The organism is Bifidobacterium [indicum] DSM 20214 = LMG 11587 (assembly GCF_000706765.1).
In the GTDB taxonomy this organism is placed as follows: domain Bacteria; phylum Actinomycetota; class Actinomycetes; order Actinomycetales; family Bifidobacteriaceae; genus Bombiscardovia; species Bombiscardovia coryneformis.
The window spans coordinates 1,348,123-1,374,478 of sequence record NZ_CP006018.1 but is presented as its reverse complement, the minus strand read 5'-3'; the positions used below and the strand labels follow the sequence as shown (position 1 = coordinate 1,374,478).

24 protein-coding genes and 1 tRNA gene are annotated in these 26,356 nt (G+C 61.8%); 13 read left to right on the top strand and 12 right to left on the bottom strand.

The genetic code is table 11. From position 1 onward, the window contains the following. The first annotated feature begins 123 nt into the window (after nucleotides 1–123). From infB to ribF, 4 genes are all read left to right on the top strand, one after another. Nucleotides 124–2,976, top strand: coding sequence for a translation initiation factor IF-2 (gene infB / locus BINDI_RS05470; protein ID WP_033490625.1), 2,853 nt, complete (start codon nucleotides 124–126; stop codon nucleotides 2,974–2,976). Nucleotides 2,977–3,086: 110 nt separating this feature from the next. After that, nucleotides 3,087–3,722, top strand: a complete 636-nt coding sequence (rbfA, locus tag BINDI_RS05465; RefSeq protein WP_237742934.1) for a 30S ribosome-binding factor RbfA — start codon at nucleotides 3,087–3,089, stop codon at nucleotides 3,720–3,722. A gap of 184 nt (nucleotides 3,723–3,906) precedes the next feature. Then, nucleotides 3,907–5,043, top strand: coding sequence for a tRNA pseudouridine(55) synthase TruB (gene truB, locus BINDI_RS05460; protein WP_033490617.1), 1,137 nt, complete (start codon nucleotides 3,907–3,909; stop codon nucleotides 5,041–5,043). Nucleotides 5,044–5,135: 92 nt separating this feature from the next. After that, the gene (ribF, locus tag BINDI_RS05455) at nucleotides 5,136–6,320 is read left to right on the top strand and encodes a bifunctional riboflavin kinase/FMN adenylyltransferase (protein ID WP_033490615.1); all 1,185 of its coding nucleotides are present in this window, start codon (nucleotides 5,136–5,138) and stop codon (nucleotides 6,318–6,320) included. Nucleotides 6,321–6,534: 214 nt separating this feature from the next. On the opposite strand, the gene BINDI_RS05450 is transcribed toward ribF, so the two are convergent. From BINDI_RS05450 to BINDI_RS05440, 3 genes are read right to left on the bottom strand one after another with little or no spacing between them, the layout of a single operon-like run. Then, on the bottom strand, nucleotides 6,535–7,308 hold the full coding sequence (locus BINDI_RS05450) for an amino acid ABC transporter ATP-binding protein (RefSeq protein WP_033490613.1): 774 nt from the start codon (nucleotides 7,306–7,308) through the stop codon (nucleotides 6,535–6,537). Further along, nucleotides 7,305–8,162 carry an amino acid ABC transporter permease gene (locus BINDI_RS05445; RefSeq protein ID WP_033490611.1) on the bottom strand — a complete coding sequence of 286 codons (858 nt, stop codon included), beginning with the start codon at nucleotides 8,160–8,162 and terminating at the stop codon, nucleotides 7,305–7,307. The genes BINDI_RS05450 and BINDI_RS05445 overlap by 4 nt, the downstream gene beginning before the upstream one ends. A 36-nt stretch (nucleotides 8,163–8,198) precedes the next feature. Further along, a complete protein-coding gene (locus BINDI_RS05440; protein ID WP_052108849.1) occupies nucleotides 8,199–9,062 on the bottom strand; it encodes an ABC transporter substrate-binding protein in 864 nt (287 codons plus the stop codon). A gap of 243 nt (nucleotides 9,063–9,305) precedes the next feature. On the opposite strand from BINDI_RS05440, the gene BINDI_RS05435 reads away from it, so the two are divergent. After that, complete coding sequence (locus BINDI_RS05435; protein WP_158332604.1) at nucleotides 9,306–10,127, top strand: 5'-methylthioadenosine/S-adenosylhomocysteine nucleosidase; 822 nt, start codon at nucleotides 9,306–9,308, stop codon at nucleotides 10,125–10,127. Here the strand turns inward: BINDI_RS05435 and BINDI_RS05430 are convergent. The 4 genes from BINDI_RS05430 to radA all read right to left on the bottom strand — a co-directional run bounded on the left by BINDI_RS05430 (nucleotide 10,102) and on the right by radA (nucleotide 15,003). Beyond that, nucleotides 10,102–10,590 carry a cupin domain-containing protein gene (locus BINDI_RS05430; RefSeq protein ID WP_033490609.1) on the bottom strand — a complete coding sequence of 163 codons (489 nt, stop codon included), beginning with the start codon at nucleotides 10,588–10,590 and terminating at the stop codon, nucleotides 10,102–10,104. The genes BINDI_RS05435 and BINDI_RS05430 overlap by 26 nt on opposite strands. Before the next feature lie 26 nt (nucleotides 10,591–10,616). Further along, nucleotides 10,617–12,005 (bottom strand): amidohydrolase family protein, encoded by a 1,389-nt coding sequence (locus tag BINDI_RS05425; protein WP_052108846.1) that lies wholly within the window; start codon nucleotides 12,003–12,005, stop codon nucleotides 10,617–10,619. Further along, nucleotides 12,002–13,525 (bottom strand): adenosylhomocysteinase, encoded by a 1,524-nt coding sequence (locus tag BINDI_RS05420; RefSeq protein ID WP_033490608.1) that lies wholly within the window; start codon nucleotides 13,523–13,525, stop codon nucleotides 12,002–12,004. The genes BINDI_RS05425 and BINDI_RS05420 overlap by 4 nt, the downstream gene beginning before the upstream one ends. 68 nt (nucleotides 13,526–13,593) lie before the next feature. Then, on the bottom strand, nucleotides 13,594–15,003 hold the full coding sequence (gene radA / locus BINDI_RS05415) for a DNA repair protein RadA (protein ID WP_033490607.1): 1,410 nt from the start codon (nucleotides 15,001–15,003) through the stop codon (nucleotides 13,594–13,596). A 131-nt stretch (nucleotides 15,004–15,134) separates the two neighbouring features. On the opposite strand from radA, the gene BINDI_RS05410 reads away from it, so the two are divergent. Then, nucleotides 15,135–15,758 (top strand): hypothetical protein, encoded by a 624-nt coding sequence (locus tag BINDI_RS05410; protein WP_033490606.1) that lies wholly within the window; start codon nucleotides 15,135–15,137, stop codon nucleotides 15,756–15,758. Nucleotides 15,759–15,826: 68 nt separating this feature from the next. Further along, nucleotides 15,827–15,916, top strand: a complete 90-nt coding sequence (locus BINDI_RS07330) for a 30S ribosomal protein bS22 (RefSeq protein WP_003817716.1) — start codon at nucleotides 15,827–15,829, stop codon at nucleotides 15,914–15,916. Nucleotides 15,917–15,994: 78 nt separating this feature from the next. Here the strand turns inward: BINDI_RS07330 and rpiA are convergent, their stop codons facing one another. The 4 genes from rpiA to BINDI_RS05390 form a co-directional block, all read right to left on the bottom strand. Further along, nucleotides 15,995–16,693 carry a ribose-5-phosphate isomerase RpiA gene (gene rpiA, locus BINDI_RS05405; protein WP_033490605.1) on the bottom strand — a complete coding sequence of 233 codons (699 nt, stop codon included), beginning with the start codon at nucleotides 16,691–16,693 and terminating at the stop codon, nucleotides 15,995–15,997. A gap of 93 nt (nucleotides 16,694–16,786) precedes the next feature. Further along, nucleotides 16,787–17,905 carry a ribonuclease H family protein gene (locus tag BINDI_RS05400; RefSeq protein ID WP_033490604.1) on the bottom strand — a complete coding sequence of 373 codons (1,119 nt, stop codon included), beginning with the start codon at nucleotides 17,903–17,905 and terminating at the stop codon, nucleotides 16,787–16,789. An 81-nt stretch (nucleotides 17,906–17,986) separates the two neighbouring features. After that, on the bottom strand, nucleotides 17,987–19,660 hold the full coding sequence (gene pgm, locus BINDI_RS05395; protein ID WP_033490602.1) for a phosphoglucomutase (alpha-D-glucose-1,6-bisphosphate-dependent): 1,674 nt from the start codon (nucleotides 19,658–19,660) through the stop codon (nucleotides 17,987–17,989). A 64-nt stretch (nucleotides 19,661–19,724) separates the two neighbouring features. Beyond that, complete coding sequence (locus BINDI_RS05390; RefSeq protein ID WP_033490600.1) at nucleotides 19,725–20,813, bottom strand: diacylglycerol/lipid kinase family protein; 1,089 nt, start codon at nucleotides 20,811–20,813, stop codon at nucleotides 19,725–19,727. Nucleotides 20,814–21,012: 199 nt separating this feature from the next. On the opposite strand from BINDI_RS05390, the gene BINDI_RS05385 reads away from it, so the two are divergent. The 5 genes from BINDI_RS05385 (at nucleotide 21,013) to BINDI_RS05365 (ending at nucleotide 24,783) form a co-directional block, all read left to right on the top strand. Beyond that, nucleotides 21,013–21,693, top strand: a complete 681-nt coding sequence (locus BINDI_RS05385) for a serine dehydratase beta chain (RefSeq protein WP_033490598.1) — start codon at nucleotides 21,013–21,015, stop codon at nucleotides 21,691–21,693. Between the two features lie 28 nt (nucleotides 21,694–21,721). Continuing rightward, nucleotides 21,722–22,597, top strand: coding sequence for an L-serine ammonia-lyase, iron-sulfur-dependent, subunit alpha (sdaAA, locus tag BINDI_RS05380; protein WP_033490596.1), 876 nt, complete (start codon nucleotides 21,722–21,724; stop codon nucleotides 22,595–22,597). Nucleotides 22,598–22,682: 85 nt separating this feature from the next. Then, entirely contained in the window at nucleotides 22,683–23,969 is a 1,287-nt protein-coding gene (gene serS / locus BINDI_RS05375; RefSeq protein WP_033490594.1) for a serine--tRNA ligase, read from the top strand. Nucleotides 23,970–24,061: 92 nt separating this feature from the next. Further along, nucleotides 24,062–24,144: transfer RNA gene (locus BINDI_RS05370), tRNA-Ser, on the top strand. Nucleotides 24,145–24,285: 141 nt separating this feature from the next. Further along, nucleotides 24,286–24,783, top strand: a complete 498-nt coding sequence (locus BINDI_RS05365; RefSeq protein WP_033490592.1) for a hypothetical protein — start codon at nucleotides 24,286–24,288, stop codon at nucleotides 24,781–24,783. A gap of 70 nt (nucleotides 24,784–24,853) precedes the next feature. On the opposite strand, the gene BINDI_RS05360 is transcribed toward BINDI_RS05365, so the two are convergent. Next, nucleotides 24,854–25,465, bottom strand: coding sequence for a Type 1 glutamine amidotransferase-like domain-containing protein (locus BINDI_RS05360; RefSeq protein ID WP_033490590.1), 612 nt, complete (start codon nucleotides 25,463–25,465; stop codon nucleotides 24,854–24,856). Between the two features lie 191 nt (nucleotides 25,466–25,656). Between BINDI_RS05360 and BINDI_RS07180 the strand changes: the two genes are divergently transcribed. Then, nucleotides 25,657–26,316, top strand: a complete 660-nt coding sequence (locus tag BINDI_RS07180) for an HAD-IA family hydrolase (RefSeq protein ID WP_051875712.1) — start codon at nucleotides 25,657–25,659, stop codon at nucleotides 26,314–26,316. Nucleotides 26,317–26,356 lie beyond the last annotated feature (40 nt).

Here is a 26,356-nt window from a genome sequence, read left to right as displayed (position 1 = left end):
CCCAGCTCCGGCACTGAGACGAGGTAACACAATCATGGTCGCACGATGATACAGGATATGTTCGCCGTCATGGAAGAGTGATCGCGCCATTCATATGCGCGGTCCGGTAAAGGAGAAAAGTAAGTGCCCAAAGCACGCGTATATGAATTGGCCAAGGAACTTGGCGTGGACAGCAAGACTGTCCTTGAAAAGCTGAAGGACATGGGGGAGTTCGTCAAGTCCGCTTCCTCCACTGTCGAAGCGCCGGTGGTTCGCCGGCTCAAGAGCTCATTCCCCCAGGGCGGGGCCGGCCAGTCCTCCCCCGAGGGCGCAGCAAAGCCCGGACAGTCTGCCCGCGCAGCCTCGACGAATCGCACCAGTGCCAAGTCGGGCGCGGCGGCATCATCGTCGGAAACCGGTCCCAAGCCTGGAGCCCCAAGTCCCAAGCCAGGGCAGTCCCGCAAGGCCTCCCAGCCTGAGGCCCCTGTGTCTCAGCCCCAACAGTCTTCGGATGCACACACACCCAAGCCCGGTTCCTCCTCGGCCCGCGAGGACGGCAGGCCAGAGCGTGGAGCTCAGGCCCAGCCCTCCAAGGGCCGTGAGGACGGACAGCCCCGTCAGGCAAGGCCTGCCTCCTCCGCCGGCCGTCCCGGCCCGCAAGGGCAGCGTGGTGGTCGCCCCGGTGCAGCTACTCCCGGTGCTCCTGGTGCTCATGGTGGGCGTCCCGGTGCTTCGGCACCCCGCCCCGGCAACAACCCCTTCAGTCGCAAGCAGGGCATGAAGGCACCGGTTCCTTCCGATATCCCCAGGCCGCATCCCATGGCGAAGCCGACCGTCAACGACGGCCGCAGGGGCGGCGGTCATGGTGGGTTCCGCAATGGTCGAGGTGGCGGTGCTCCCAGAGGAGGCCAGGGTGCACGTCCGGGCCAGTGGGGCCATAACCGCCCCGGACAGCAGCCGCATCAGGGCGGTGGCAACAGGTTCGGAGCCTCATCGACTCCTGCTTCAGGCGGATTCCATCCTGGTGGCGGTAGCGCTGCCCCGCGTGGTCGTGGCCGGGGCGGTGCCGCAGGTGCATTCGGGCGCCAGGGCGGCAAGTCCTCCAAGGCCCGTAAGAACCGGATGGCCAAGAGGCAAGAATTCCAGGAGATGAAGGCACCCGTCATCGGCGGTGTGCGCATCCCCGCAGGTAACGGCCGTACCGTTCAGCTCCGTCAGGGCGCAACCCTGGCCGATCTGGCCGACAAGATCAACGTCAATCCCGCGGCCCTGGTCACGGTCCTCTTCCACCTGGGCGAGATGGCTACGGCCACGCAATCCCTGGACGAGGCCACCTTCCAGATTCTGGGTGAGGAGATTGGCTGGAACATCAAGATCGTCTCCGCCGAGGAGGAGGACAAGGAACTCCTTCAGCAGTTCGACATCGACCTTGATGAGGAGCAGCTGAGCCAGGACGACGAGAACCTGAAGCCGCGGCCCCCGGTGGTTACGGTCATGGGCCATGTCGATCACGGTAAGACGCGACTGCTGGATACCATCCGGCAGACCAACACCACGGCAAGCGAGGCCGGTGGCATCACCCAGAGGATCGGTGCCTACCAGGCCACCGTCAAGCTGGAGGGCGAGGATCGCAAGATCACCTTCCTGGATACCCCTGGTCACGAGGCCTTCACGGCCATGCGAGCCCGAGGTGCCGAGCTGACCGACGTGGCGATTCTGGTCGTTGCTGCGGATGACGGCGTTATGCCCCAGACGGTCGAGGCCATCAACCACGCCCAGGCGGCGCATGTGCCGATTGTCGTGGCGGTCAACAAGATCGATGTGGACGGGGCCAACCCCGAAAAGGTTCGTGGACAGCTGACCGAGTTCGGTTTGGTTTCCGAGGAGTACGGCGGCGACACCATGTTCGTCGACATCTCCGCCAAGATGGGCACCAACGTCGATAAGCTGCTCGAAGCCGTTCTCTTGACGGCTGATGCCGACCTGGATCTGAGGGCCAATCCCGACATGGACGCTCGAGGAGCCACCGTCGAGGCCCGACTGGACAAGGGCCGTGGAGCCGTGGCCACCGTGCTGGTCCAGCAGGGTACCCTGCACGTGGGCGATGCCATCGTGGCGGGTTCGGCCTATGGCCGCGTCCGTGCCATGTTGGATGAGAACGGCAAGCAGATGGATGCCGCGGGTCCCTCGACCCCGGTCCAGGTGCTTGGTCTCACCTCCGTGCCTACCGCAGGCGACCTCTTCCTTGTCGCCCCTGACGATCGCACAGCCCGTCAGATTGCCGAGAAGCGTGAGGCCACTGCCCGCGCGGCCCAGCTGGCCAAGCGTCGCAAGGTTGTCTCCCTGGAAAGCCTGAAGGAGCAGTTCGCCAAGTCCGAGGTCGACATGCTCAACATCGTCATCAAGGGCGATTCCTCCGGTTCCGTCGAGGCGCTGGAAGACTCCCTGATGAAGATCGAGGTATCCGACGAGGTTGGTATCCAGGTGATTCACCGCGGTGTGGGCGCCATCACCCAGAACGATGTCAACCTGGCAACCGTCGACAAGGCCGTTATCATCGGCTTCAACGTGCGTCCCAACCGTCAGGTCCAGGAGTTGGCGGACCGCGAGGGTGTGGAGATCAAGTACTACTCGGTCATCTACAACGCCATCGAGGATATCGAGGCCGCCCTCAAGGGTATGCTCAAGCCGGAGTACGAAGAGGCCACCACCTCCCACTCCGAGATCCGCGAGATATTCCGCTCCTCCAAGTTCGGCAACATCGCGGGTGTCATGGTTCAGGATGGTACGGTCAAGCGCGGCACCAAGGCTCGCATCGCCCGCAACGGTGTCGTCACCATCAACGACCTTGAGATATCCTCCCTGCGTCGTTTCAAGGACGATGTCAACGAGGTGTCCGAGGGGTATGAGGCAGGTATCAACCTGGGCTCCTTCAACGACATCGAAATCGGCGACATCATCGAGACCTTCGAAATGCGCGAGGTCGAGCGCAAATAATCACAGACAGACGGTATCGGGGGACCGATGGTTGAAGTCGCCGGTCCCCATCGGATGCCAGGTCTGGTCCTCCGCCCCGGTTCGGGTCATCCCGTCCGGGGCGGACTTCCATGACAGACCATGAGAAAGGAACCAGGATGGGAACCAATCCGCGCGCCGTACGAATCGCGGCGCTGATTCAGCGGGTCATTGCGTCATCCTTGGAATCACAACTGCACGATAAACGGCTGAGTGGTGTCACCATAACCGAGGTAAGGGTGACCAACGACCTGCAGATCGCCAAGGTCTACTGGACCCAGTTGGGCCGGGAGGGTCGAGAGCAGGGTGAGCGGAAGCGTGCCCAGCAGGCCCTTCGCCAGGCCAGCGGGCGTCTGCGCTCCCTGGTCGGTGCCAGGGCGGGCCTTCGCCTGACGCCGACCCTGCGGTTCATCTATGACGAGGTGCCGGCCGAAGCCACCGAAATCGAAGATGTGCTTACCGCCGCCCGTCACAGGGACGAGGAAATCGCCAAGGCCAGGGCCACCGCCCAGTATGCCGGAGACCCTGATCCCTACCGTCATGACGATGACGAAAACCAGGATTACGAAAACACGGACCAGGACGGGACCGCGACCGGTGACGTCGACTCGGGTACGGATGAGGAGCAGGCCGCAGAAGCTGCTGGGCTTGCTGAAGAACGGGACGATCAACCCCTCGGCCCCGCCTCCCGGACGGCTTCCATGCTGTCCTGGCCGGACGAGCAGTGACCGTTCCTGGTCTTTAAACAACCAGGAATGGTCTCATCCTCATGCTTACCGCCGCCGATGGTGTGCCGGTTTCGGCATCACCGGAACCGGCGCCCGGTGGTATCGCAGAGCACGAGGATGAAACCCGCTCCCCGTATGTAAGTTGCCCTGTATCGGTTGTATATGTGCCGGAAAGGTGGATGGTATGAAGGGTTCCGGACAGGAAAACCGGTCTGGTATTGTCCTGGTCGACAAACCCCAGGGGGTGACCAGCCATGACCTGGTGGCGGCTGTGCGTTCCAGGCTGGGCATGCGGCGGGTGGGACATGCCGGAACCCTGGACCCTATGGCCACAGGCCTGCTGATCATTGGGTTTGGGCAGGCCACCCGCCTGCTTAAGGTGGTCGTCGGTCATGACAAGACCTATCTCGCCACGATTCGTCTGGGACAGGCCACAACCACCGACGATGCCGAGGGAAGGATGCTTCCCTCCGGGCCGGACGTCCGGCAGGCAGTCAAGGGTCTGGACCGTGCAGCCGTGGAGCGGACCATCACCGACAGCCTTACGGGTGATATCAATCAGGTGCCCGATTCGTTCTCCGCCATCAAGGTGAACGGCCGCCGGGCCTATGATCTGGCCAGGCAGGGCAAGGAGGTCGAGCTGGCGGCTCGGCCCATACACATCGCTCGTTTCGAGGTGTTGGATTACCGCACCCTGGTCCTGCCGGGCAAGGACATGGGCGGTGTCGACCAGCAGCCTGAAACAGGTGAGTTCGATAGGTCGTCATCCTGCGAAGGTGCCTTACCTGCAGAAGCACCCGGTAGCCCGTCAGGCGGGCTGGAAGTGGTGGATCTGGATGTGGTGGTGACCTGTTCCAGCGGGACCTATATCCGTGCCTTGGCCAGGGATTTGGGTGACCTGCTGGGCACCGGTGGGCACCTGACCAGTCTGCGTAGGACCAGGGTAGGTCGGTTCGATCTTGAGGCTCCGGACCTGGAAGACAGGTTGGTCACCGGGCAGGTCTCGACCAGGACCTATACGGACCGTCAAGGTCAGACGGTCTCCAGGAACAGGGTCGATCTGGACCAGTCCTCCGAGGAGATACTGCGAGGCTCCATCAGCCTGGTCGATGCTGCCAGGCTGATCATGCCCACCATCGAGGTCGATGGGGAGGAGGCCGCCATGCTGGCAAACGGCCGCTTCCTGAAAGTGGGGGTCGAGGGGGCCACGGCCGCCATCGCCAGGGATGAAACAGGCCCATACCTCGCTGCCGTCCTGGTACCCCATGGGGGCCAGCTGTCGAAACCCGATGTCGTCTTCCGCCGTGATTCCCAGCGGTGAATCGTATTGCCTGGCTTTCCAGGCTGGGTTAAAGTGCTAATGAGTCTGGCCTTGTCCGTTCTGGGAAGGCCTCAACAGTCGACGGGACACAGATGAAAGTCAGCAGGTTGAAACCGAATCCGGCCGGTATCGTGGAGTGGCCGGTGCTGAGTACGACCAGGGGTTCCGTGCTGACCGTGGGTGAGTTCGATGGGGTCCATCGGGGTCATCAGGCTGTTCTGGAACGTGTGGTGGACCTTGCTGCCGAATCGGACTCCACAGCGGTGGCCATCATGTTCGACCCCAGTCCCAAGCGGGTTCATCTCTATGCGGACACGCATGCCATGGCTGATTTGCCCAATGACCTGCTGGGCCATGACTCCGAAGAGGTCATGGGGGTTGATGAGCGCGTCCGCCTTATGGAGGAGATGGGGCTGGACCGGGTACTGATTGTTCACTACACATTGGCATTTGCTGCCAAGTCATACCGCTTTTTCATCAGGCAGTTGGTCGACAGGCTGGGCATGCAGACTCTCGTTCTGGGCCGGGATGCTCGGATGGGTGCCGGGCGGACCGGCGATGTCGCTGCCATCGGAGACTTGGCGGAAGAGACGGGCATGTTCCGTTTGGATGTAGTCGACGACAGGGGTCCGGGATATGTCTCCCTGGGCGGGGACGGGGCAGTTGAACCCAGCGAAGCCTCCTCTGGTGAAGGGCGCCGGAGGGTCCGGGTCTGGAGCACCACGAACCTGCGTCACCTCCTGGCCGAGGGGCGTGTTCGGGAGGCTTCCGAGATTATGGGTCGAGTCCACTCGGTCGAGGGGCTGGTGGTTCATGGGGAGCAGCGTGGACGGGAGCTTGGTTTTCCCACTGCGAATCTGAGCAGTGAGCATAGCGGATATATGCCGATGGATGGAGTCTATGCCGGCTGGCTGGTCGACATGGGGCCGGTACGTGATGCCAGCCGAGATGGTGAGGGGGAGGGGCCAACCGGGGGTGTGGCCAAGACGCTTGACAGACATGTTCGTCTGGCTTCCGGTTCTCCCTGGCGGATGCCGGCGGCGATCTCCATCGGTACCAAGGAGACCTTCCAGTCCGAAGGCGGGCATGCAGAGCGGGTGCTGGAAGCCAATGTCATCACCGATAACTGGCTGGAACTGTATGGGCACCGGGTCCGTATCGAGTTCCTTGACTTCCTGCGTCCCCAAGAGCGGTACGCGGATGCTGACGAGCTCAAGGACCAACTTGCATTGGATGCTCAGCACACCGGCGTCTTGACCGACAAGGCGGTGGGGTAACCCGACAGGGCTCCGGTGTGATGCGACAGCCCCGCCCAGATTGGAATCGTGGATGGGGCCGGCCTGGCCGGGTGCTTGTTCCGGTTCTGAGATTCTGTCTGAGGTGATGACGATCGTGCCGCTCAGTACCGGGCTCCGAGTCGAAGATGAGTGATTGACATATGGGTGTGCCCCACCGGTTGCAACCGGTGGGGCACACCCATACATACCCTGTCTACAGACCTCGGAAGTGGCTGAAGAACTCCTTGGTCTTGGGATTTTCCGATTCGTCCATGACTTCGCGGGGAGTTCCGTTTTCGGCGATGACCCCGTTCAGGAGGAGGACGATTCTGTCTGCCGCGTGGTGGGCGAAGCTCATCTCATGGGTGGCCATAAGGATGGTGGTTCCCTTGTCGGTCAGCTCTGAGACCATCTCCAGGACCTCGCCAACCAGCATCGGGTCCAGAGCCGATGTGATTTCGTCAAGCAGAAGGAGCTCGGGGTCGGTCATCAGGGACCGCACGATGGCCACACGCTGCTGCTGGCCTCCGGAGAGCTGGTCGGGATAGGCGCCGGCTTTCTGCTTCATGCCAATCCTGTCCAGGAGTTCCAGGGCCCTCTCCCTGGCCTGGTCCTTGGGGACACCGTGGACCTTGATGGCACCCAGGGTGACGTTCTTCAGAACGTTCATATGGGGGAAGAGGTTGAACTGCTGGAAGACCACACCAATCCGCGACCTGCACTGATCCCGGTTCACCCGCGGGTCGGTGATGTCGGTGTCGCCCAACCAGATCTGTCCATCGTTGACCCGCTCCAGCAGGTTGATGCACTTCATCAGGGTGGATTTACCCGACCCGGAGGGACCCAGGAGGGCTACGGTCTCGTGGGGCTTGATGTCGAAGGAGATTCCCTTGAGAACCTCGTTGCCTCCATAGGACTTGCGAACCTGGTCCAGGCGCAGGACCGGGGTTTCCCCACCGGTTTCGGGAACGCGTGTCGTGGTGCTCATACCATCCCTCCACTCTGCTCGCGCTTGCGAAGTCTGTTGGAATACCAGTCATTGAGAAGAATGAAGGGCACCGAGGTGCAGATGAAGAGGACCGATGCAACCACATAAGGTGTGAAGTTGTAGCTGGTGGCAACCACGATTTGGGCGGCCCGTACCGCGTCGACGGCACCCAGGACCGAAATCAGCCCCACATCCTTCTGCATGGAGATGAAGTCGTTCATCAGGGCAGGGGCCACCTTGCGCAGGGCCTGGGGGATGACCACGATACGCATGGTCTGGCCCGAGGTCAGGCCCAGGGAACGGGCCGATGCCCGCTGTGAAGGGCTTACATCCTCAAAGCCGGCCCTGAGGACCTCGGCCACATACGAGGAGTAGGAGAGAATCACGGCCACCGTGCCCAGGAGAGCCACCGGAATCCGGCCGAAGATGGCCAGGCCGGGAATGCCGAACCCGATCAGGTAGAGGACCACAATCATGGGGATACCGCGCATGATTGTGGTGTAGACCTGGGCCAAGGCCCGGAGCGGGAAGAGGAAGGGGGAACGGCTGGTCCGGATCATGGCCAGGAGGGTTCCCAGAATCGCCACCCCGATTACTGCGAAGAAGAGGACCTGGAGGTTGAGCCAGAGTCCCTGGAGCACCTTGGGGAAGGCGAGGGCGAAGTACTTGCCCGAGAAGAAGGATTCCTTGACCCTGGGCCAGCCCGGGGCGTAATGGAGACCCAGGGCCACCAGGAAGGCCAGCACCAGGGTGCTGACGATGCTGGTGGCCACTGACTTCAGGTTCTGGTGACGGTCATACTGCTCCCGTTCCCTCTGAACCTCACTGATGTGTATTTGCGCGGTTGAAGACATACCTGACCGATTCTGATCCGTCTGTTCCGACTCTGGTCAGCCCAGGGTGGGGGTGGAGGTGTACTCGTGCAGCCACTGCTCCTGCAGCTTCTTCAAGGTGCCGTCCTTGTCCAGTTCGGTCACGGCCTTGGAGGCTGCTTCCGTCAGCTTGGAATCCTTGGGGAGGACGATGCCCATGCCCTCGGGATCCTCGGACCCCTTGATCTGACCGAGTACGGCGCCCTCCTTGACCTGCTTGGATTCGACGATGTTGTAGGCCGAAGGGGTATCGATGACCAGTGCGTCGATCTGGTTGGTATCCAGTGCCTGGGCCAGGGTGGCGTTGTCGTTGAAGGTCTGGACGTCCTTCTTGAGCTTGTCCTGTGCCACAGTGTATGAGGTCGAACCCACCATGGCGCCGATCTTGGCGTCCTTGAGCTCGCTCAGGGACTTCACCGAGGCGTACTTGGAATCCTTGTGGACAACCAGGGATTGGGTGGAGTTGTAGTAGCTGGGGGTGAAATCGACGGCATTCTTGCGTTCTGAAGTGATCGAGAACTGCTGGATGTTCATGTCGAAGTCCTTGGTGCCCGGGGCGATGGCGGCATCGAAGGAGGTGCGGGTCCACTTGACCTTGTCCTTGCTGAAGCCCATCTTCTCGGCGACCGCGTAGGCGACGGCGGCCTCATAGCCCTTGCCGCTCTCGGGATCGTTGTCTTCGACGTAGGGCGTGTATGCGGGATCCCCCGTGGCGATGGTCAGGGTACCGGGATTGATGGTCTCTTCGGTGATGGCTCCCGACTTGGTGTCGTCCTTGGCCGAGGACGAGCCGGAACCGCAGGCCGCTCCCGACATCAGGGTGGCGAAGGTGAGTGCTGCGACCATGAACCTGGTCGTTGTCTTCCTGGTGAAGAGGGTCATGTGTGGATTGCTCCTTAGTGACAATGACTGTGGTGGCTACTGGGATCGGATCCGGTCAACAACCAGTCTCGGCGATAATCTCCTCAACCGTCCGGACGGGAACCATACTAGCGGCAAAGGTCTACCGGAGCGCGCCCGTACAGACATCCATATGGAGGATAGCACTTCAGTTTTTCTTATAAGGGCCTCTAGATTTCATCTATGCGACCAATGTTTGTCGGCCATGTCGGCGACCATCGAACCATGGACAGGAAACAGATCAGCACCGTGACCATTCAATGCGCCTTGGACAGGGAAGCGGCCCCAATCAGGGCCGCACTGGAGGGGCGGCAGGAGCTTGCCCTGCTTGGGAACCATGTATGGACCGGAACCTATGCCGGCATGAATCTGGCGGTCTGCGTCGGTGGTATGGGAGTGGCCAATTCGGCCTCCTGCGCCCAGTTCCTGATTGACCGGTTCAATCCGCAGGCGGTGATTTTCAGCGGAATCGCAGGATCGATCAACCCCAACCTGGCCATTGGAGACCTGCTTATCGGGGCCGAGCAGCATTATGCGGAAACCAACACGGCAATCATCGCCGAGTGTCCTCCCTACCTGGAGTACTTCCCGGCTGATTCGGACCTTCTCCAAGCCGCCACTTCAGCGGCCGAGGCACTGGGCTACCAGCGGGCTGAATCCGTAGGGGACCTGGTCGCATCGGGGCGTTGGAGGGGACGCGATGCCCGCCCGGCACCGATAGTGGAACCAGGAGGGGAAAGGAGTGGCCAGGAGACTCATTTTGTGGTCGGCAACATCTCGACCAGCGATCGCTTCAACACCGCTCCTGAGGTGTTGGACGAGCTGGTCACCAGGTTCCGGGCCGACGGGGAGGCCATGGAGGAGGCCTCCGCGGCTCAGGTCTGCGGTAAGTGTGCGGTGCCCTTCCTCTGTGTGCGGGGCATCAGCAACCCTTGCGGCCAGGCCTATGATGACCTGAACAGCCATGAGGCCGATATGGATATGGCCGCCGATGCCGCCGCGCGTGTTGCCCTCAAGACGGTCAGTCTGTTGAATCCTCAAGGATGAAGCCGTCGAAGGTGAAGCCGGGGCTGACCACGCAGGAAACCAACGCATCGCCCTGGCCCGGGAGAGTCCGCTGCCAGCATCCCTCAGGAACCAGATAGTGCCCGCAAGGGGTTGCATCGGCTGCGGTGTCTCCGCCCTCGGTCAGCTGTGATCCCAGCGTGATATCGGTCAGCTGGTCCGGCTCCCGGGCGGGGGAGTCGCCGTATCCTCCCAGTTGCAGATGGACGGGTGCCGGTCCGTGCCAGAGCCAGATTTCGTCGGCATCCACCTTGTGCCATGCGCTGGCATCGCCCTGGGCCAGGAGGAAGTAAATCAGGGATGAGAGCGGCCTCTCGCTGGCGGTGTCCATACGGGTGCTCCGCCAATCACTCACATACCAGCCGCCTTCGGGGTGGGGCTCCAGTCCCAGGCGGTCCACCAGGGAACGTGCGTAGGGACTCATGTCCTGTAGTGCCAAGCTCATAAGGGTCTCCGTCCTTCTCGGTTCAATCAGAAGATACCGGCATTGTAGGCCACCCGGCCGGATATGAGGGTGGCTCGGTTGTGGCCGCCGCCGGAGGCGACCAGCTCTTCCAGGGTCCGATCGATGGCGTCCGCGTTTTCCGTCCTGACGGGAATATCCATGAAGGCGAGATCGGCCAGTGATCCGGCGTTGATCTGCCCTATCCGGTTGGCTGCCAGATGCAATCCCATGGCGGAGGCCCCGTTCAGGGTCAGCATGTGGATCAGTCTGCGGGGGAGGTCCCTGCCTCCGTACCCTTGTTGGCGTGCCAGCCGGTACAGCGCAGCGGCCTCGTCCATAAGGTCCAGGCTGGGGGAGCTGGAGAGGGAATCGGTACCCACGCAGAGGGCGTTTCCCTCCTTGAGGTACCGGCTTACCGGTGCGTCCTTGCCGGTGTTGGTGATTCGGTTGGACCTGGGGCAGAGGGCCACGGAGACCTGGCGCTGACGGAGGGTTCGACGGTCCTCCTCATCCGCCCAGACCCCATGGGCGATGTGCACGTCCGGCCCCAGGGAGCCCAGCTGGTCCACGAACTGGATGGCCGAGAGTCCCTGTCCCTCCCGCTTGTATTCTCGATAGCTGGTCCAGGTCTCGTCGCCTCGGATGGCGGACGATATGGCCCGTTCCGATTCAGGGGCCTCCGTTCGTGCCTCCAAGGGTGTTTCAGCCAGATGGATGTGGAGCCGCATGTTCAGACGCCTGGCGATGTCGGGCAGGTCCACAAAAGGCTCGGCCTCCAGGGTGTAGGGGGCATGGGGGCTGATGCCCAACTGCCGGACGTGCTCCTCCTCCAGTCGATGCAGCTCGAGGTTGAGGCGGTACCGGCCCCTGTCGTCCCAGTCCTCGTTTCCCCAGCCCATGACCTCCCAGTAGGTGATGCCGTGCATACCTTGGGACACCATGCCCGCGGCCGCGTCCAGGTCGGTGACGATATCGGCCGCGGCCGTGGTGCCGGACTCGACACACTGACGGGCTCCCTCCACGGCCCAGTAGCGCCAGGCGTGGGGCAGGCTCTCATCGTCGTAAATCAGGTTGAAGGCCTCTTCCCAGGCGTGGAAGTCCTTGTACTCGCCCTGACCCACCTCGGCCATGCCCGTGTACTGCAGGTGGGTGTGGGCGTTGACCAGACCCGGCATGAGAATCCCGTCCCAGTACCGTTCGGTCACCTTGCCCCCGGGTGCCTCCTCCTTGAGCTCCTGGAGGACCCAGGCCCGTGTGCCCACATGGACCACCCTGTCGCCGCTTACCGCAACGGCCCCATTGACGATGACCGGTGCGGTGACGGGGATGACGAGCTTGGCGGAGTATACGGTCACATCCGCCAAGCGGTCTTCTCCCAGCCCCAGGTTGCCCAGTGCCGATGATGCTGTCTTCATGCCTGCGATTTCTCCCTTCGGGCATCAAAACGGGTGGTTCTCCAATCCTGGACGGTCTCGGATGCCTGATGGCGTACCTGGTAGCCGCGGGCCTCCAATGCCAGTGAAGCGATGCGCCTGTCGACCTGATCGGGGAGCCGGTGGACCCTCCGATCCAACTCCCTGCCATGCCTGATCAGATGGGCCAGGGCGGATACCTGGACGGCGAAGCTCAGGTCCATGATTTCAATCGGATTGCCGCCCCCTGCCGTGTAGTTGACCCCATCACCCTGGCTGATCAGGGTGAGCTCCGGCCCGTCCGGGACACTGATGGTCATGACCTCATCGACCTGGGAAGGGAGCCAGTTCGGGATTCGGTCCAGGGCCACCTCATTGGCGATTCCCCCAATGACGGCCAGGACCGCTCCCGATTTCATGGCTTGCATGTCTTCCAGGTCGATGGTGTGGGTGACCCCCGTGGCCGAGATGACCATATCGGCCACGGGCAGGGCCTCCGAGGTGTCCTGGGAGGGGAAGCCATCAAATACCGCACGGAGCGCGGCCCGGGGGTCGGTGTCGCTGACGCTGACATGGGCGCCCAGAGCCCGGGCGCCCAGGGCGAACCCGCGCCCGACAGGTCCGTATCCGACAACAAGGACCCGCTGCCCTTGGAAACAGTGTGCCCCCAGGAGTGATTGCATGGTGGTCAGGCAGGTCTCACCGGTGCCGTGGGCGTTGTCGAAGTCCGTCTTCATCAGGCTGTCGTTGACGGCGATGACCGGGAAGGTCAGGGCTTCATCCCTTTCCATGGCGGCAAAGGCCCTCACTCCGGATGTGGTCTCCTCGGCGACGCCCATCAGGTCCGCAGCCATGTGCGGGCGCTCGCGGAGAGCCAGGCGGGCGAAGGAGGCGCCGTCATCGATGATCAGGTTGGGGTTGATCCTGTCCATCAGGTCCAGGGCACCCTGCCTGGCCTGGTCGTCGTCCCAGGAGGAGTCGGCGCATACGGTGATTCCCTCCTGCTTGAGCTGATCGGCGACACGCTGGTCCACGGCCCCGGGTTCGCAGTAGACACCCACCTCGGCCCCTGCACGCTTCAGCTCCCTGAGCAGCACGGCGGTCTTGGGTTCCAGGATCAGACAGGTGGCGATCCGTGCCGAGCCGAAGTCCACTTCGGACTTGAGCCTTGCCATAAGCCCGGTCAGGATGGGCATCCGGGATTGGGCCCAGTCTATGGCCTCGCCCCCGCTGGACCGACGCATATCCACCATGGTCTCCGTGGGGCCGAATGGCAGGTCGAAGTCAGCGGGATGGGGGCGGGCGGAATCCTCGGATGCGGTGGCGTCCACACTGTCGACATCCTGCACGACCATTCCCCACTCCTGGGCCTGGCTGATCAGTCGCTGTCGCTGGCAATCGGTCATGGTGTCGTCGGGCAGCACCAGCCTGGCTCCGGCCAGTGACCGGTTGCTGGTTTGCGACATGGCTGCCGCCCAGGTGGGGAAGTCAGGGACTTCCCCATGCGCGTGATTGATGGGCATGCTCTCTCCTGAGACTAGGGTTTCCTGCCATCTTATAGCCTTTCGGGCACCGGCCCGTATGGCTGTGGTCAGCGGACCCCCAGGGCATCCAGGGCATCGGTCAGGGTGGATACCTCAACAACCTCCAACCCGGGAATGGGCTTGGTGGTTCTTTTCCCCCTGGCGACAGGTATCAGGGCACGGGTGAATCCCAACCGGGCGGCCTCGTTCAGCCGATGGTTCAGTTGGGGCACCGGCCGTACCTGGCCGGTCAGGGAAATCTCTCCGATGGCGCAGGTGGTCTTTTCGATGGGCTTGGCGCTGGCGGCGCTGGCCAGGGCCGAGACGATGGCCAGGTCGCAACCCGGCTCCTTGGCCAGCCCGCCGGCAATCGTGGACACGTACAAGTCCTTGGTAAGCAGGTTCACATGCCCGTGCCGGTAGAGGACCGCAGCCAGCATGGACAGACGGTTGGTGTCGATGCCGTTGGTGTTCCGCCTGGGTGTCGGCAGGACGGAGGCTGTGACCAGTGCCTGGATCTCGATGGGCAGGCTCCTGTGTCCGTCAAGTGTGAAGGTGACACAGGTCCCATCCACCTGGTCCTGGGAGGCCGAAAGGAAGAGGCCGGTGGGGTCGGTCACCTCTTCGATGCCCTGCTCGCCCATGTCGAAGCAACCGACCTCGTCGGTAGGACCGAACCGGTTCTTGGTCGCTCTCAGCATGCGCAGGGCGGTCTGGGAGTCGCCCTCGAACTGGCAGACCACATCGACCAGATGCTCCAGGGTGCGTGGACCCGCAATGGACCCATCCTTGGTTACGTGACCCACCAGGAGGACGGGAATGTCATAGGTCTTGGCCATGTCGATCAGGGATATGGCCACCTCCCGTACCTGGGTCGACCCTCCCGAGATTCCATCGACCTTGTCGGAAACGATGGTCTGGGCCGAATCGACGATGACCAGGTCGGGCTTCTCCTGTTCGATAAGCCCCAGCACCGTGGCCAGATCTGTTGTGGAGGCCAGGAGGAGTGAATCCTTGACGGCCCCGACACGGATGGCCCTCATGCGCACCTGGGCCTGGGATTCCTCTCCGGATACATAGAGGACCTTGGTGCCGTCATTGTTCCTGCCGGCCACCCGGCCAGCCGTTTCCAGGAGAAGTGTGGACTTGCCGATTCCGGGCTCCCCGGCCACCAATATGACCGACCCGGGCACGATCCCACCGCCCAGGACCCTGTCGAACTCGGTGAATCCGGTGGGTACCCTGGTGGGGTCTTCGGAACCTACCCGGGTGATGGGTTTCGCCTCTTCCGAGCCGGGCTTGGCCGGGCGTGTGTGACCTCCGCCTGCGGCGGAACCCGGCCCCTCCGCACTCCTGGATCGGGGTTCGCGGAACTCTTCGACGGTTCCCCACTGCCCGCATTGAGGGCAGCGCCCGAACCACTTTGCGCCGGTCCATCCGCAGTCGGTGCAGACGTATTGCAATCCAGTCTTGGCCATACCAGCACGCTATCCAAATTGAGCGACAAGGGGTAGTCATATTCACTCGGAGGTGGATGGTTCATCGAAAGGCGAATCGCTTGCAACGACTCTTCGCATCGGTCGCGTCGCGCCTATGAGAGAATAGGGGTATGCCAACTACTCCATCAACTGCTGTTCGTCGTCGCCGTATCAGGCTGGTCATCGCCCTGGCTGCCGTGGTTGTTCTGGTCCTTCTCTCCGCATTCGTCTGGCCTCATTGGGCCGTTAAGGGTCAGGGGCCAAACGCGGGAGCGACTGCAACGGCCGGGCAGAGCCAGGGGCAGTCAGCCAAGCCCAGTCCCAGGATCGCCGCCGTGCCGCTTCCGGAGAACTCAAGTGAGCTGCTCAAGGCCATGCCCGATGCGGTCTCCGATTTTGCCCGTACCAAGGCCGAAGCCGCCACGGACTGGGGGACCAGGGTGCCGGTCGAGGAATATACCCTGGTCTATTCCACCGGTCAGGACGGCGAGGAGGTGACCCTCCACCTGGCGCAGTGGACCAAGGCCGCTGATGCCAAACAGGCCTACGACGCCTTTGCGGCCGGGATGACCGGCAAGGAGCTTGCTTCCGGCAGGGTCAAGGCCGAAGGCGGCGCCACCGGTGTCTATGTGGAGAGGGAAGTCGCCGGGGATGCCAAAACCGCCCAGGCGCTATGGCAGAATGACACCGTTGTCTTCCAGGCTCAGGGGCCCAAGGCGGCCCTGGAAGCCTTTTACAAGGCATTCCCTCTCTAGTAGTCGCCCAAGCGGTGTACTATTGGGCAAGTTGGACACTTCCAGGTATATAAGGATCGGAGGCTCGGATGGGTTCTGTCATCAAGAAGCGCCGCAAGCGGATGAGCAAGAAGAAGCACCGCAAAATGCTGCGTAAGACTCGTCACCAGCGCAAGTAGCTTTATGACTTACGGCCCCCAGGGTCGGAGAAACCCCCGAATCGGTTTGATTCGGGGGTTTCTTGTTTCTTCTGCTGCCTACTTGTTGGAGTTCGTCATGACTCGTGGGCCGTTGGGGTCGCCGACAATGACGGTGTCGACCATGTTCAGGAAGAGTCCATGCTCCACCACGCCTACGGTGGTGATCAGGTCCTGGGCCAGATCCTCGGGATGCTCGATCTTCTCCATGTGGAGGTCGATGACGTGATTGTGCTCATCGGTCAGTACCGGCTGGCCCTGGTCGTCGAGACGGAGGACGGGTTCGTAGCCCCGCTCCTTGAAGCGGTCCAGGACGTGGCGCTCGCCGAAGGGGATGACTTCCACGGGCAGGGGGAATCGGCCGATGGTGTCAACGACCTTTGACTCATCGACGATCCAAACGATCTTGCTGGAATTGGTGGCGACGATCTTCTCCCAGAGCAGTGCGGCGCCGCCACCCTTGATGCCGTCGAAGTTCTTGTCAACCTCGTCGGCGCCGTCGATGGTGATGTCGATATGGTCCACATCATCCACGTCAACGATGTTGATGCCGTACCCCTCGGCCTGTTCCTTGGTGCGGAGGGAGGTGGTGACCCCTGTGAACGTCAGCCCCTCCTCCTGTACGCGGCGACCCAGTTCATCGACGAAGAATCGCACCGTCGATCCGGTGCCCAGGCCGACGATCATGTCGTTCTCGACCAGCTTGGCCGCTTCGATGCCGGCGGCCATCTTCAGCCTGTCCTGTTCGGTCTTGTCCATTGTTCTCCTTATCCAGCCCCATTACGAGGTGTGGCCTATACAAAGCTTGGTTCCATAGTACGCGAACCCGTTCGTCATCTTGCTGCCGGGCGGTCAGTCATCGATTTCGATGCCGTGCAGGCGGAAGGGGGCCTGGTCGATGACCACCCTGCCCTCCTGGTCTATGTACCCGTCGATTTCAATCGAGCCGGTGATGTGGAGCCTGTGTCTAGCGAAACTGGGGCTCTGCGAGGGAGGCGGGGTTATGACGACCTCGCCCTCGGTCAGCAGTCCCCGGGAGGTCGGGGGAGTGTCCGTCGGCTCTGCTGATGATGGGGCCCTGTCCTCTTCGGGCGGACAGGCCATGTCTGGTTCTGTGCTCTCCGGGGAATCAGGGACCTGTGCGTTCATTGCCTGTGCCGACGCATCGTCATTCCGCTCCTCAGGTGCTGCATCTGCCGATTGTTTTAAATCATCCTGCCCTTCCGGCTCCGCTTGTTCATTGATGTCAGAATCGTTTTCAGGCGGCTGTTCGGCTTGCGACTGGGTGTTTGTGATTGACGAATCTTCTGCTTCTGCGGTCGTTGCTTCCATCTCTTCCTCCTCGGCGGGAAGCGGCCGGTCGTCGGAGCTGGTGGCGCTGCGCTTGCGTCCCCGGGCATCCAGAACGGCAGGTCCCCCATCCAGCTCCTGCTGTACCTCATCCGGTACCTGCAGCCCCTGGGTGTAGTCGGAGCATAGGAGCGACTGCCACCCCTCGATGGGCAGGCATCCGGTGCGTCCACCGTTCTTGGCTGATTCGGCGTACCCCCGGGCCAGGGAGTCGACCTTTTCGTTGAAGGCATCACCGGCATGGCCCTTGACCCATACGAAGGTCACGGACCCCTGGCGTTGCCTGATTTCCTTGTCGATGGCCTCAATCAGCTGGCGGTTCTTGACCGGCTTGCCTGCGGCGTTCTTCCACCCCTTCTTCTTCCATCCGTGCACCCACTTGGAGGAGCAGTTGATGGCGTACTGCGAGTCGGTCTGAATTACCAGGGAGTCGCTTCCGGGGTGGGCACGCAGGGCCTGGAGCACGGCGCAGAGCTCGCCGATCTGGTTGGTGCCGTTGCTGGCCCCTCCTGCGTCTGCATCCCCACCCTGGTGGTCGGCCCAGGCCCATCCCATGGGTCCGTTGGGATTGCTCAGGGCGCTGCCGTCTGTTGAGACGACCACGGTCTTATCGTTTGTCATGGTTTCCAGATTAGACAGCATGTCAGAAAACCCCCGCAACCAGCCAGTTTGGTTGTGGGGGTATGAGATTTCGTATATGGCTCAGCCCAGGGCCTTGTCAACCACCTGGCCGGCCTCGTCCAGGACCTGGTCCAAGGCCTCGGGGGAGACGAAGGACTCGGCGTAGACCTTATAGATGTTCTCGGTGCCGGAGGGGCGGGCGGCGAACCAATTGTCCTTGGTGGTCACCTTGATGCCGCCTATCCTTGCCTGGTTGCCCGGTGCCTCGGTCAGCTTGGCGGTGATGGGTTCACCGGCCAGGGTCGAAGCGGTGACGTCGTCGCCGTTCAGACGGGCGAACTTCTGCTTCTGTTCCAGGGTGGTGGGGGTGTCGACACGCGTATACCAACTCTGACCGAAGCGTTCGACCTGCTCCTGGTGGAGTTGGGCCGGGTTCTTCCCTGTCCGCGCCGTGATTTCCGCGGCCAGGAGGTCGGGAATCAGTCCGTCCTTGTCCGTCGTCCAGACCCGGCCGTCCCGACGCAGGAAACTCATGCCGGAGCTCTCCTCGCCGCCGAAGGCGACCTCACCCTTGAAGAGGGGGTCAACGAACCACTTGAAGCCCACGGGCACCTCGACCAGTCTTGCCCCAATGGAGGCGGCCACGCGGTCGATCAGGGATGAGGAGACCAGGGTCTTGCCGATACCGGCGCCCTCGGGCCATCCGGGCCGGTTGCCCGAGAAGAGGTACTCGGCGCAGACGGCGATGTAATGGTTGGGATTCATGACTCCACTGCCCGGGCAGACGATGCCGTGACGGTCCGCATCGGGGTCTGTGCCGCCTACCAGGTCGTAAGCATCCCAGGCCCCGGCTTCGAGCCTGTTCACCAGGCCCTTCATGGCAAAGGGGGAGCTGGGATCCATCCGTATCTTTCCGTCGTGGTCGACGGTCATGAACCGCCAGGTTGGGTCCACCTCAGGATTCACGACACCGATGTTCAGCCCATACCGTTCGTTTATCAGGGGCCAGTAGTTGACCGATGCACCGCCGAGCGGGTCGATGCCCAGACGTACGCCCGAGGAGCGAATCAGGTCGAAGTCGATGACATTGCCCAGGTCGGCCACGTAGTGCTCGCGGAAGTCGAACCGCTCCACCAGATCGGACTCGATGGCCTGCTCGAAGGGAATCCGCCTTACCTGCCGGTAGTCGCCCAGAAGCTCATTGGCTCGTGCGGCGATGGCATTGGTCGTCTCGGCGGGGGCCGGCCCCCCTGTGGGCGGGTCATACTTGAATCCGCCGTCGGTGGGCGGGTTGTGTGAGGGGGTCACCACGATTCCGTCCGCCAGGTCAGAGCCAGTGAAGCGCTGGGTTCCGTCAGTGGCACGGTTGTGGGTCAATATGGCTTGGGAGACGGTGGGGGTGGGGGTGTAGTCGTCGTTGGCGTCTATCCGGACCCGGACCCCGTTGGCTGTCAGTACCTCGATTGCGGTCTTCCATGCAGGAAGGGATAGGCCGTGGGTATCCCGCCCGAGGTAGAGGGGGCCGGTGACCCCCTCGGCCTTGCGTCGTTCGGCAATTGCCTGGCTGATGGCGACGATATGAGCCTCGTTGAACGAGGTGGTCAGGGCCGACCCGCGATGACCTGAGGTGCCGAAGGAGACCTTCTGGGCATCGTTGCCGGGATCGGGAACAAGGTCGTAGTACTTGCCGATCAGGTCGTCCAGGTTGATCAGATCATCAGGTGTGGCGGGCATGCCCGCATTCTGTGCTGCCATGCCTTCTATCATGCCACCGGCATGGGAGAACTATCCGAGGGGAGTGGAGGCAGGGAGGAAGGTGTCAGTCGGTCTGGGGCACCCGGACGTTCAGGGCCTGACGCTCCACCTCAAGGGCGATGTGGCGGGTCTCTCCCAGGATGTCCCCGTCAACCTGTGCCAGGGCAGGGTCATCCAGTTTGATTTCCGCCCGGGGCCCCTGGAGCTGGACGATGGTCGAGTTGGTGGAAAGAGGTGACTTGCTGGCCTTGCGGGTGATGGTCTGGTGCATGACATCGCCGAACAGGTTGGCCCAGCCTATGAGTCCCGCCGAGGTGTCGATGATTTCGAAGTCCAGGTTTCCGTCGTCCCAGGACGCGTTGGGCATCAGGGAGAATCCCGGAATCTCGCCGCAGTTGCCGGCCATGAAGGTGCGGAAGGTCACTGATGTGTTGGTCTGGGTCACTTGGTCGGGGCGGGTGATGGATATGTCGCCGGTGTATTTGGGGGCGAACAGGTGCTTAGCTCCACTGATGAAGTAGGCCAGCCAGCTCACGGTCTTCTTGAGATTGGGGTCCGTGTCGTCGATCATCAGTGCGTCGAACCCGATGCCGGCGATGATCAGGAAGGCATGTCCGCGGTCCTTGTCCTGTCCGTCCAGGAGGAACATGCGGCCCACGTCCACCAGGTTGGATCCGTGTGAGGTCGCCACGGTCAGGGCGGCGTCCAGATTGCCGACGGGAATGCCCATGTTCCTAGCGAAGAGGTTGCCGGTTCCGATGGGAATGATGCCCATGGCCTGCCCGGTTCCAGCCAGGGCGCTTGCCACTGTCCGAACCGTCCCGTCGCCACCGACGGCGACGACCACCTGGGCCCCCTGTTCAAGTGCCATCAGGGCGCATGCCTTTCCATCCCTGTCCAGCCGGGTCTCAATGAAGCGAACCTCACGGATGTGTTTGGCCTTGCAGTAGGCCTGGATGTGTTTACGGGTCTCGGCGGCCTGGGGTTTGGAGGGGTTGATGATGAAGGCGTAACTGACCTGGTCGTCGTCCCTGGCCTCCAGTCTGCGAGCGAACTCCCGCTGTTTGTAAGCGCGCATGAGAAGGGCCACCGCCGCAAAGACAATGGCAAGTCCTGCCAGAGTGCACAGGAAGACGACTGCTGGAGTTGGCATGATTCCATTGTGCCGTCCCTGGCGGCGAGGCATCGGGAGCCGGCCAGACATGAACGAATCCTCTACGTTGCCTGTCACCTTGCGCATTCATGATTCGGGGTGTAAACAATGCAAGGACGTGATGTGCCGCTTGAAGTCGGGCGTGACTGCCGATGCAGGTGAGAAAACGATGGTTGAAGGGTGATGATGGGGCTCAGCAATGGGTAAGTACCGCAGTGTGTTCGACATCATCGGCCCTGTGATGATCGGGCCCTCCAGTTCCCATACGGCGGGGGCCGTCTCCATCGGGAGAATCGGTCATATCCTTGCAGGTGGCATACCCGACAGGGCCGTGATTCATCACTATGAGTCCTTTGCCCGGACCCACAAGGGGCACGGTACCGATTACGCCATCGCCAGCGGTCTTCTTGGCCTGGCCCCGGATGATCCCAAGGTTCCCAACGCCTTGGCCATCGCCTGCGGTATGGGTGTGGATATCGAGTTCATCGAGGAGGATGGCGACAGCCCCATCCACCATCCCAATACGGCCGTCCTGGATATGGAAAAGGACGGGAAGGTCGTCTCCTTCTGGGCCTGTTCCATCGGCGGAGGGACCATCGAGGTCCGTCGAATCCGAATGGATGGTTATGACATGAGGCCTTCTGGTCTCCTGCCCATGCTCTTCATCGAGGAGAACCATTCCCGGAGTGACTCCGACAAGGCGCTTTCAACCGTTGAGGCAATGCTGGGCCGGGGCGGCCATGTCATGCAGAAGACCATATATCCCAAAATTGATGGCGAGGGTCGGCGGATGATTGGTTTTGAGTTGGAGCATCCCCTCTCCGCGGATCAACAGGACGAGATCGATGTCCTCGCGTCGCGGCTGATCTACCTTCACTGAATTCAAATCGAGAAATAAGGAATGTGTCATGTTCGGTTCGATTGCTGAGTTGGTCGGCGCTGCAGAGAAGACAGGGACACCCATCTCCGAGCTGATGATCCAGCAGGAGTGCGCCAGATCGGGGCGGACCCGGGACCAGGTCTGGTCGAGGATGTCGCAGGATCTGGATGTCATGCTGGCCGCCGCCAAGAAAGGGTCGGAGGGCCGGGGCGTTTTCTCCAAGACCGGGCTGAGCGGGGGAGAGGCCGCGCTCCTGGACAGGTATAGGCGAAGTCGGACCACCTTGAGCGGTGACACCATGGTCGGGGCGGTGGTTGCGGCCATGGCCACCAATGAGGTCAACGCCGCCATGGGGGTTATCTGCGCAACGCCGACGGCAGGTTCCTCCGGCACTCTGCCAGGGGTCATCAATGCCCTCAGGGAGCGGATTGACCTTTCCAGGGAGGGGCAGGTCAGATGTCTGTTCACTGCTGGGGCCTTCGGTCTGGTTACTGCCAACAAGGCGATGATTGCCGGGGCCACTGGTGGCTGCCAGGCCGAGGTCGGGAGTGCGTCCGCCATGGCCGCGGCTGCCGCGGTCGAAGCCGCAGGTGGGGATCCGGCAACCTGTGCCGAGGCATTCGCCATGGCGTTGAGCAACCTCCTCGGCCTGGTCTGCGATCCGGTGGCCGGACTCGTTGAGGTTCCTTGTATCAAGAGGAACGCCATAGGTACGGCCAACGCCCTGATTTGCGCCGACATTGCCCTCTCCGGAGGGACAAGCAAGATTCCTGCCGACCAGGTGGTTGCGGCCATGAAATCCATCGGAGAGGCCATGCCTGCATCCCTGCGCGAGACCGGGGCGGGTGGTCTGGCCGATACCCCTGCCGGCAGGGAGTTCAGAAAGACCGTTTTCGGCGAATAGGTGCCGTAGGCGGGGTGGTCCGATTCGTTGATTACCGCGCCCCGGCGAAGCCATCCGTGTCGATTGGCGGAAGTAGAATCCAACTATGCTAGATATCCAGTTCATTCGCGAGCATCCCGATGTGGTTAAGGAATCCCAGCGAAAGCGCGGCGAGTCCGTGGAACTCGTCGACGAGGTTCTCAAGGCCGACGACCAGCGCAGATCGGCGCTCCAGGCCTACGAAACCTCCAGGGCCGAGCAGAAGTCCTTGGGCAGACAGGTGGCCTCGGCATCAGGTGATTCCAAGGCGGAGCTGATTGCCGGGACCAAGAAGCTGGCCGAGCAGGTCGGACGCAACAAGACCGCTGCTGATGAGGCTACGGCCAAATACACGAATCTCCTGTGGCGATTCAGCAATCTCGTGGAGCCCGAGGCACCCGAAGGCGGCGAGGATGATTACGTGGTCGTCAAGCAGGTCGGCACGCCGCGGAACTTCAAGTCCGAAGGCTTCGACCCCAAGAACCATCTGGACCTGGGTGTGGGTGTGGCCGGAATCGACATGCGCCGGGGCGTCAAGATCTCAGGATCCCGCTTCTACTTCCTCCGGGGAGATGTGGCCCGTATGGAGATCGCCATGCTGACCATGGCCGTGGATCAGGCGCAGGAGCATGGCTTCATCCCGACCATCACCCCGACACTGGTCCGCCCCGAGGTCATGGCAGGCACCGGCTTCCTCAATTCGCATGCAGATGAGATATATCGTCTGCGTGAGCCCGATGACCAATACCTGGTGGGCACTTCTGAGGTGGCCCTTGCCGGTATGCATGAGGGCGAGATTCTCGATTTGTCCGATGGGCCCCTGCGTTACTGCGGATGGTCCAGCTGCTACCGCCGTGAGGCAGGCGCCGCCGGCAAGGACACCATGGGCATCATCCGTGTCCATCAGTTCAACAAGGTGGAGATGTTCGTCTACTGCAAGCAGGAGGATTCCCGCGAACAGCACCAGCAGCTGCTGGCCATGGAGCAGGAGATGCTGGAGAAGGTCGACGTGCCCTATCGCATCATCGATACGGCGGCGGGCGATTTGGGATCCTCTGCCGCAAGGAAGTTCGACTGCGAGGCCTGGGTGCCTACTCAGAACCGTTATCGCGAGCTGACCTCCACCTCCAACTGCACCGAGTACCAGGCCCGCCGTCTGAACGAGCGTGAACGCCTGGAAGACGGGTCGACCCGCTCGGTCAGCACCCTGAACGGCACGCTTGCCACGACTCGCTGGCTGGTTGCCATCCTGGAGAACCACCAGAACGCCGACGGATCCATAGTGGTACCGGAGGCCATGCGCTCCTATATGGGTGGCAAGGAGGTCCTTGAACCCACCAAGTGGGAGGTCTGAGCCAGATTTGCGGTGCGGCCCGCGACCCTCGGCGGAATGTCGATGGAGCGGATGTCGTATCATGATAGTTGTGCCTGATGGTTCAGGCTCATGGACAGGTGTCTGAGCGGTCGAAAGAGACGGTCTTGAAAACCGTTGAACGAAAGTTCCGCGGGTTCGAATCCCGCCCTGTCCGCACGGCTGGCCCTGGAAGAGATTCCAGGGCCTCTTTGTATATGGGGCGACGGGCGTGAAATGCGCGAGGACGGTGCGTCTTGGCCCTGTATCGGTACTATCGTGGCAGCGTCGGCGATGTTCATATGAAAGGTGCAGAATCATGACCTACTTCGTCACTATCGTCTCCCTGTTGGGTGACTGGCTCCTTTTCACCTTCCCCCTGTATCAGGGGCTGATGGAGCTGAACGACTACCAGGAGCTCCTGGTGGGTTTCGATGAGATAAGCGGGAAATGGAAGATGATATCACCCTGGTGGTGGTTGGTTCCCGTGGTCAAGATACAAAAGGAACGTACCCGGGGGTACAGGATTCTGCGCGAGGCCACCAAGAGCAAGAGTGAACGGCATCGGGCGCTCAGTTTCATCGATAAGGCCACTGCCTGGTACTTCGTCGCACTGGCCGGATGGTTGAAGATGATTGCCTCCTCCTACGAGGTCCTGGAGGCCTTTGGCTGCGGCGAGGCAGTTTGGCTCCTCATCGTCATGGTTGTGCTGATGACGGTCGGCGGCCTCTTCAATGCCTACTACCGTATCGGGAAGAAGCGTGTAAGCCGTAAGGAGGAGGAGTTCAAACCTGGGGATGAAGTCACCAACGACTGACTCTTCGCCGCTCATCCCATCCCCGCGTCAGGACAGCTTACGCATGGGTTTCAGATGGTGACCAAGCGATTCAAAGGATGGACAGGCACCTGTCGCATACCCTGATGACCTGGCTGTTGGTGATGGCGACGATGGGGAGGGAATCCCGGTACTGCTCGATGATCTGGTAGTTGGTTTCGGCGAAGGGTTCCTCGGTGTAATGGGGTAATGGATGGAAATCCACCAGGTTGAGTCCCTCGGTGGAGGTCAGGTCCGGGGCTGCCGATCTCGGGTCCATGGCCTCCAGGTAAGCGATGTCCGGTCCGGTGACGACGGAGCCTGCTGACTCGCCGATGTAGAGTTTGCCGCGGTTGACCTGGTCCTTGATCTGCTCGCCGGCACCGGTCTTCTGCAGTTCCTGCAGGAGAAAGAAGGTATTGCCTCCTGACAGGTAAATCAGCTCATCCTCTTCCAGGCTCTTCCTGATGGTGTCCTGGTCGGCGGTCGATATTTCCAGCTCGTCAATCCGGCATCCTAGGTCGGCAAAGGCCTTACGGGCATCCCGTACGTACCAATCGGATTCCTCTGGCAGGTTGGCCGTAGCAATGAAGGCGACGGTCCGTCCTTTCAGGGAATCTCCGGCAGCGTCTTCAACCTTGTCGGCTACTTCGGCGAACGATGAAGTCAGGAAAAGCTGTTTCATTTCTGTCCTTAGGCATATGGGCGGGGCTCCGTGTCCCGGTTATGCAGACCCGGTTTCCGCTCCATTGCGCGGTCCGCCTGTTCACTTGTGTACATCTGGCAGTATACCCGCCGGTTGTTTCCTCGCCTGCCCAGGTCGGGGTGGGGCATTGGAGGAGCGACTTGTAGTTCAGCCTGGTTACCATATGGACCATGGGTACGCAGGGAGAGGGAATCGGCGGTTTTCAAACGGATGAAGAGGACGGACGCATCCGTCATCTGCTGTTTTCCGCACGAGGGGTGCTGGTCGATTGGAACCCCCGCAAAGCGCTGGCAGGGCAGTATCCTCAGGGTGTCATCGACATGGTCCTTGATCCTTGCGACGAGTGGGGAATCTGGCGTTACCGGACCCTGATGAATCTGGGCTGGGACGAGGAGCGTGCCCTGACCGATTACGAGAGCACCCATGGGCCTGCCGTGGCCTGGGTATTCCGCCTCTACCTGGAGCGATTCGCCCTGACGATCACGGGAATGCAACCCGGCATGGACGAGCTGCTTGATGGCCTTCACGATCAGGGCTTCACCTTGTGGGGACTGTCCAATACCACACGGTCCCATGCCAGGTTGGCTGAACGGAAACTGGAGACGCTCGGCCTCCTGGATGGCGCCCTTATATCCGCTGAAGAGCATGTGCAAATGCCTGATTCTCTGTTCTTCCAGCTTGCCCTGCGCCGGTTTGGTATATCTCCCACCCAGGCGGTTTTCATCGGTGACTCACCAGATCAGGTGGAAGCCGCCGAGTCCTGCGGAATAAGGAGCATCCTCTTCAAAGGCGCAGACCATCTTCGTGAGGAAATACTGAAACTGTCATGACTTCCTGACTTTGATCCAGGGATCTCAACGTACGCATACA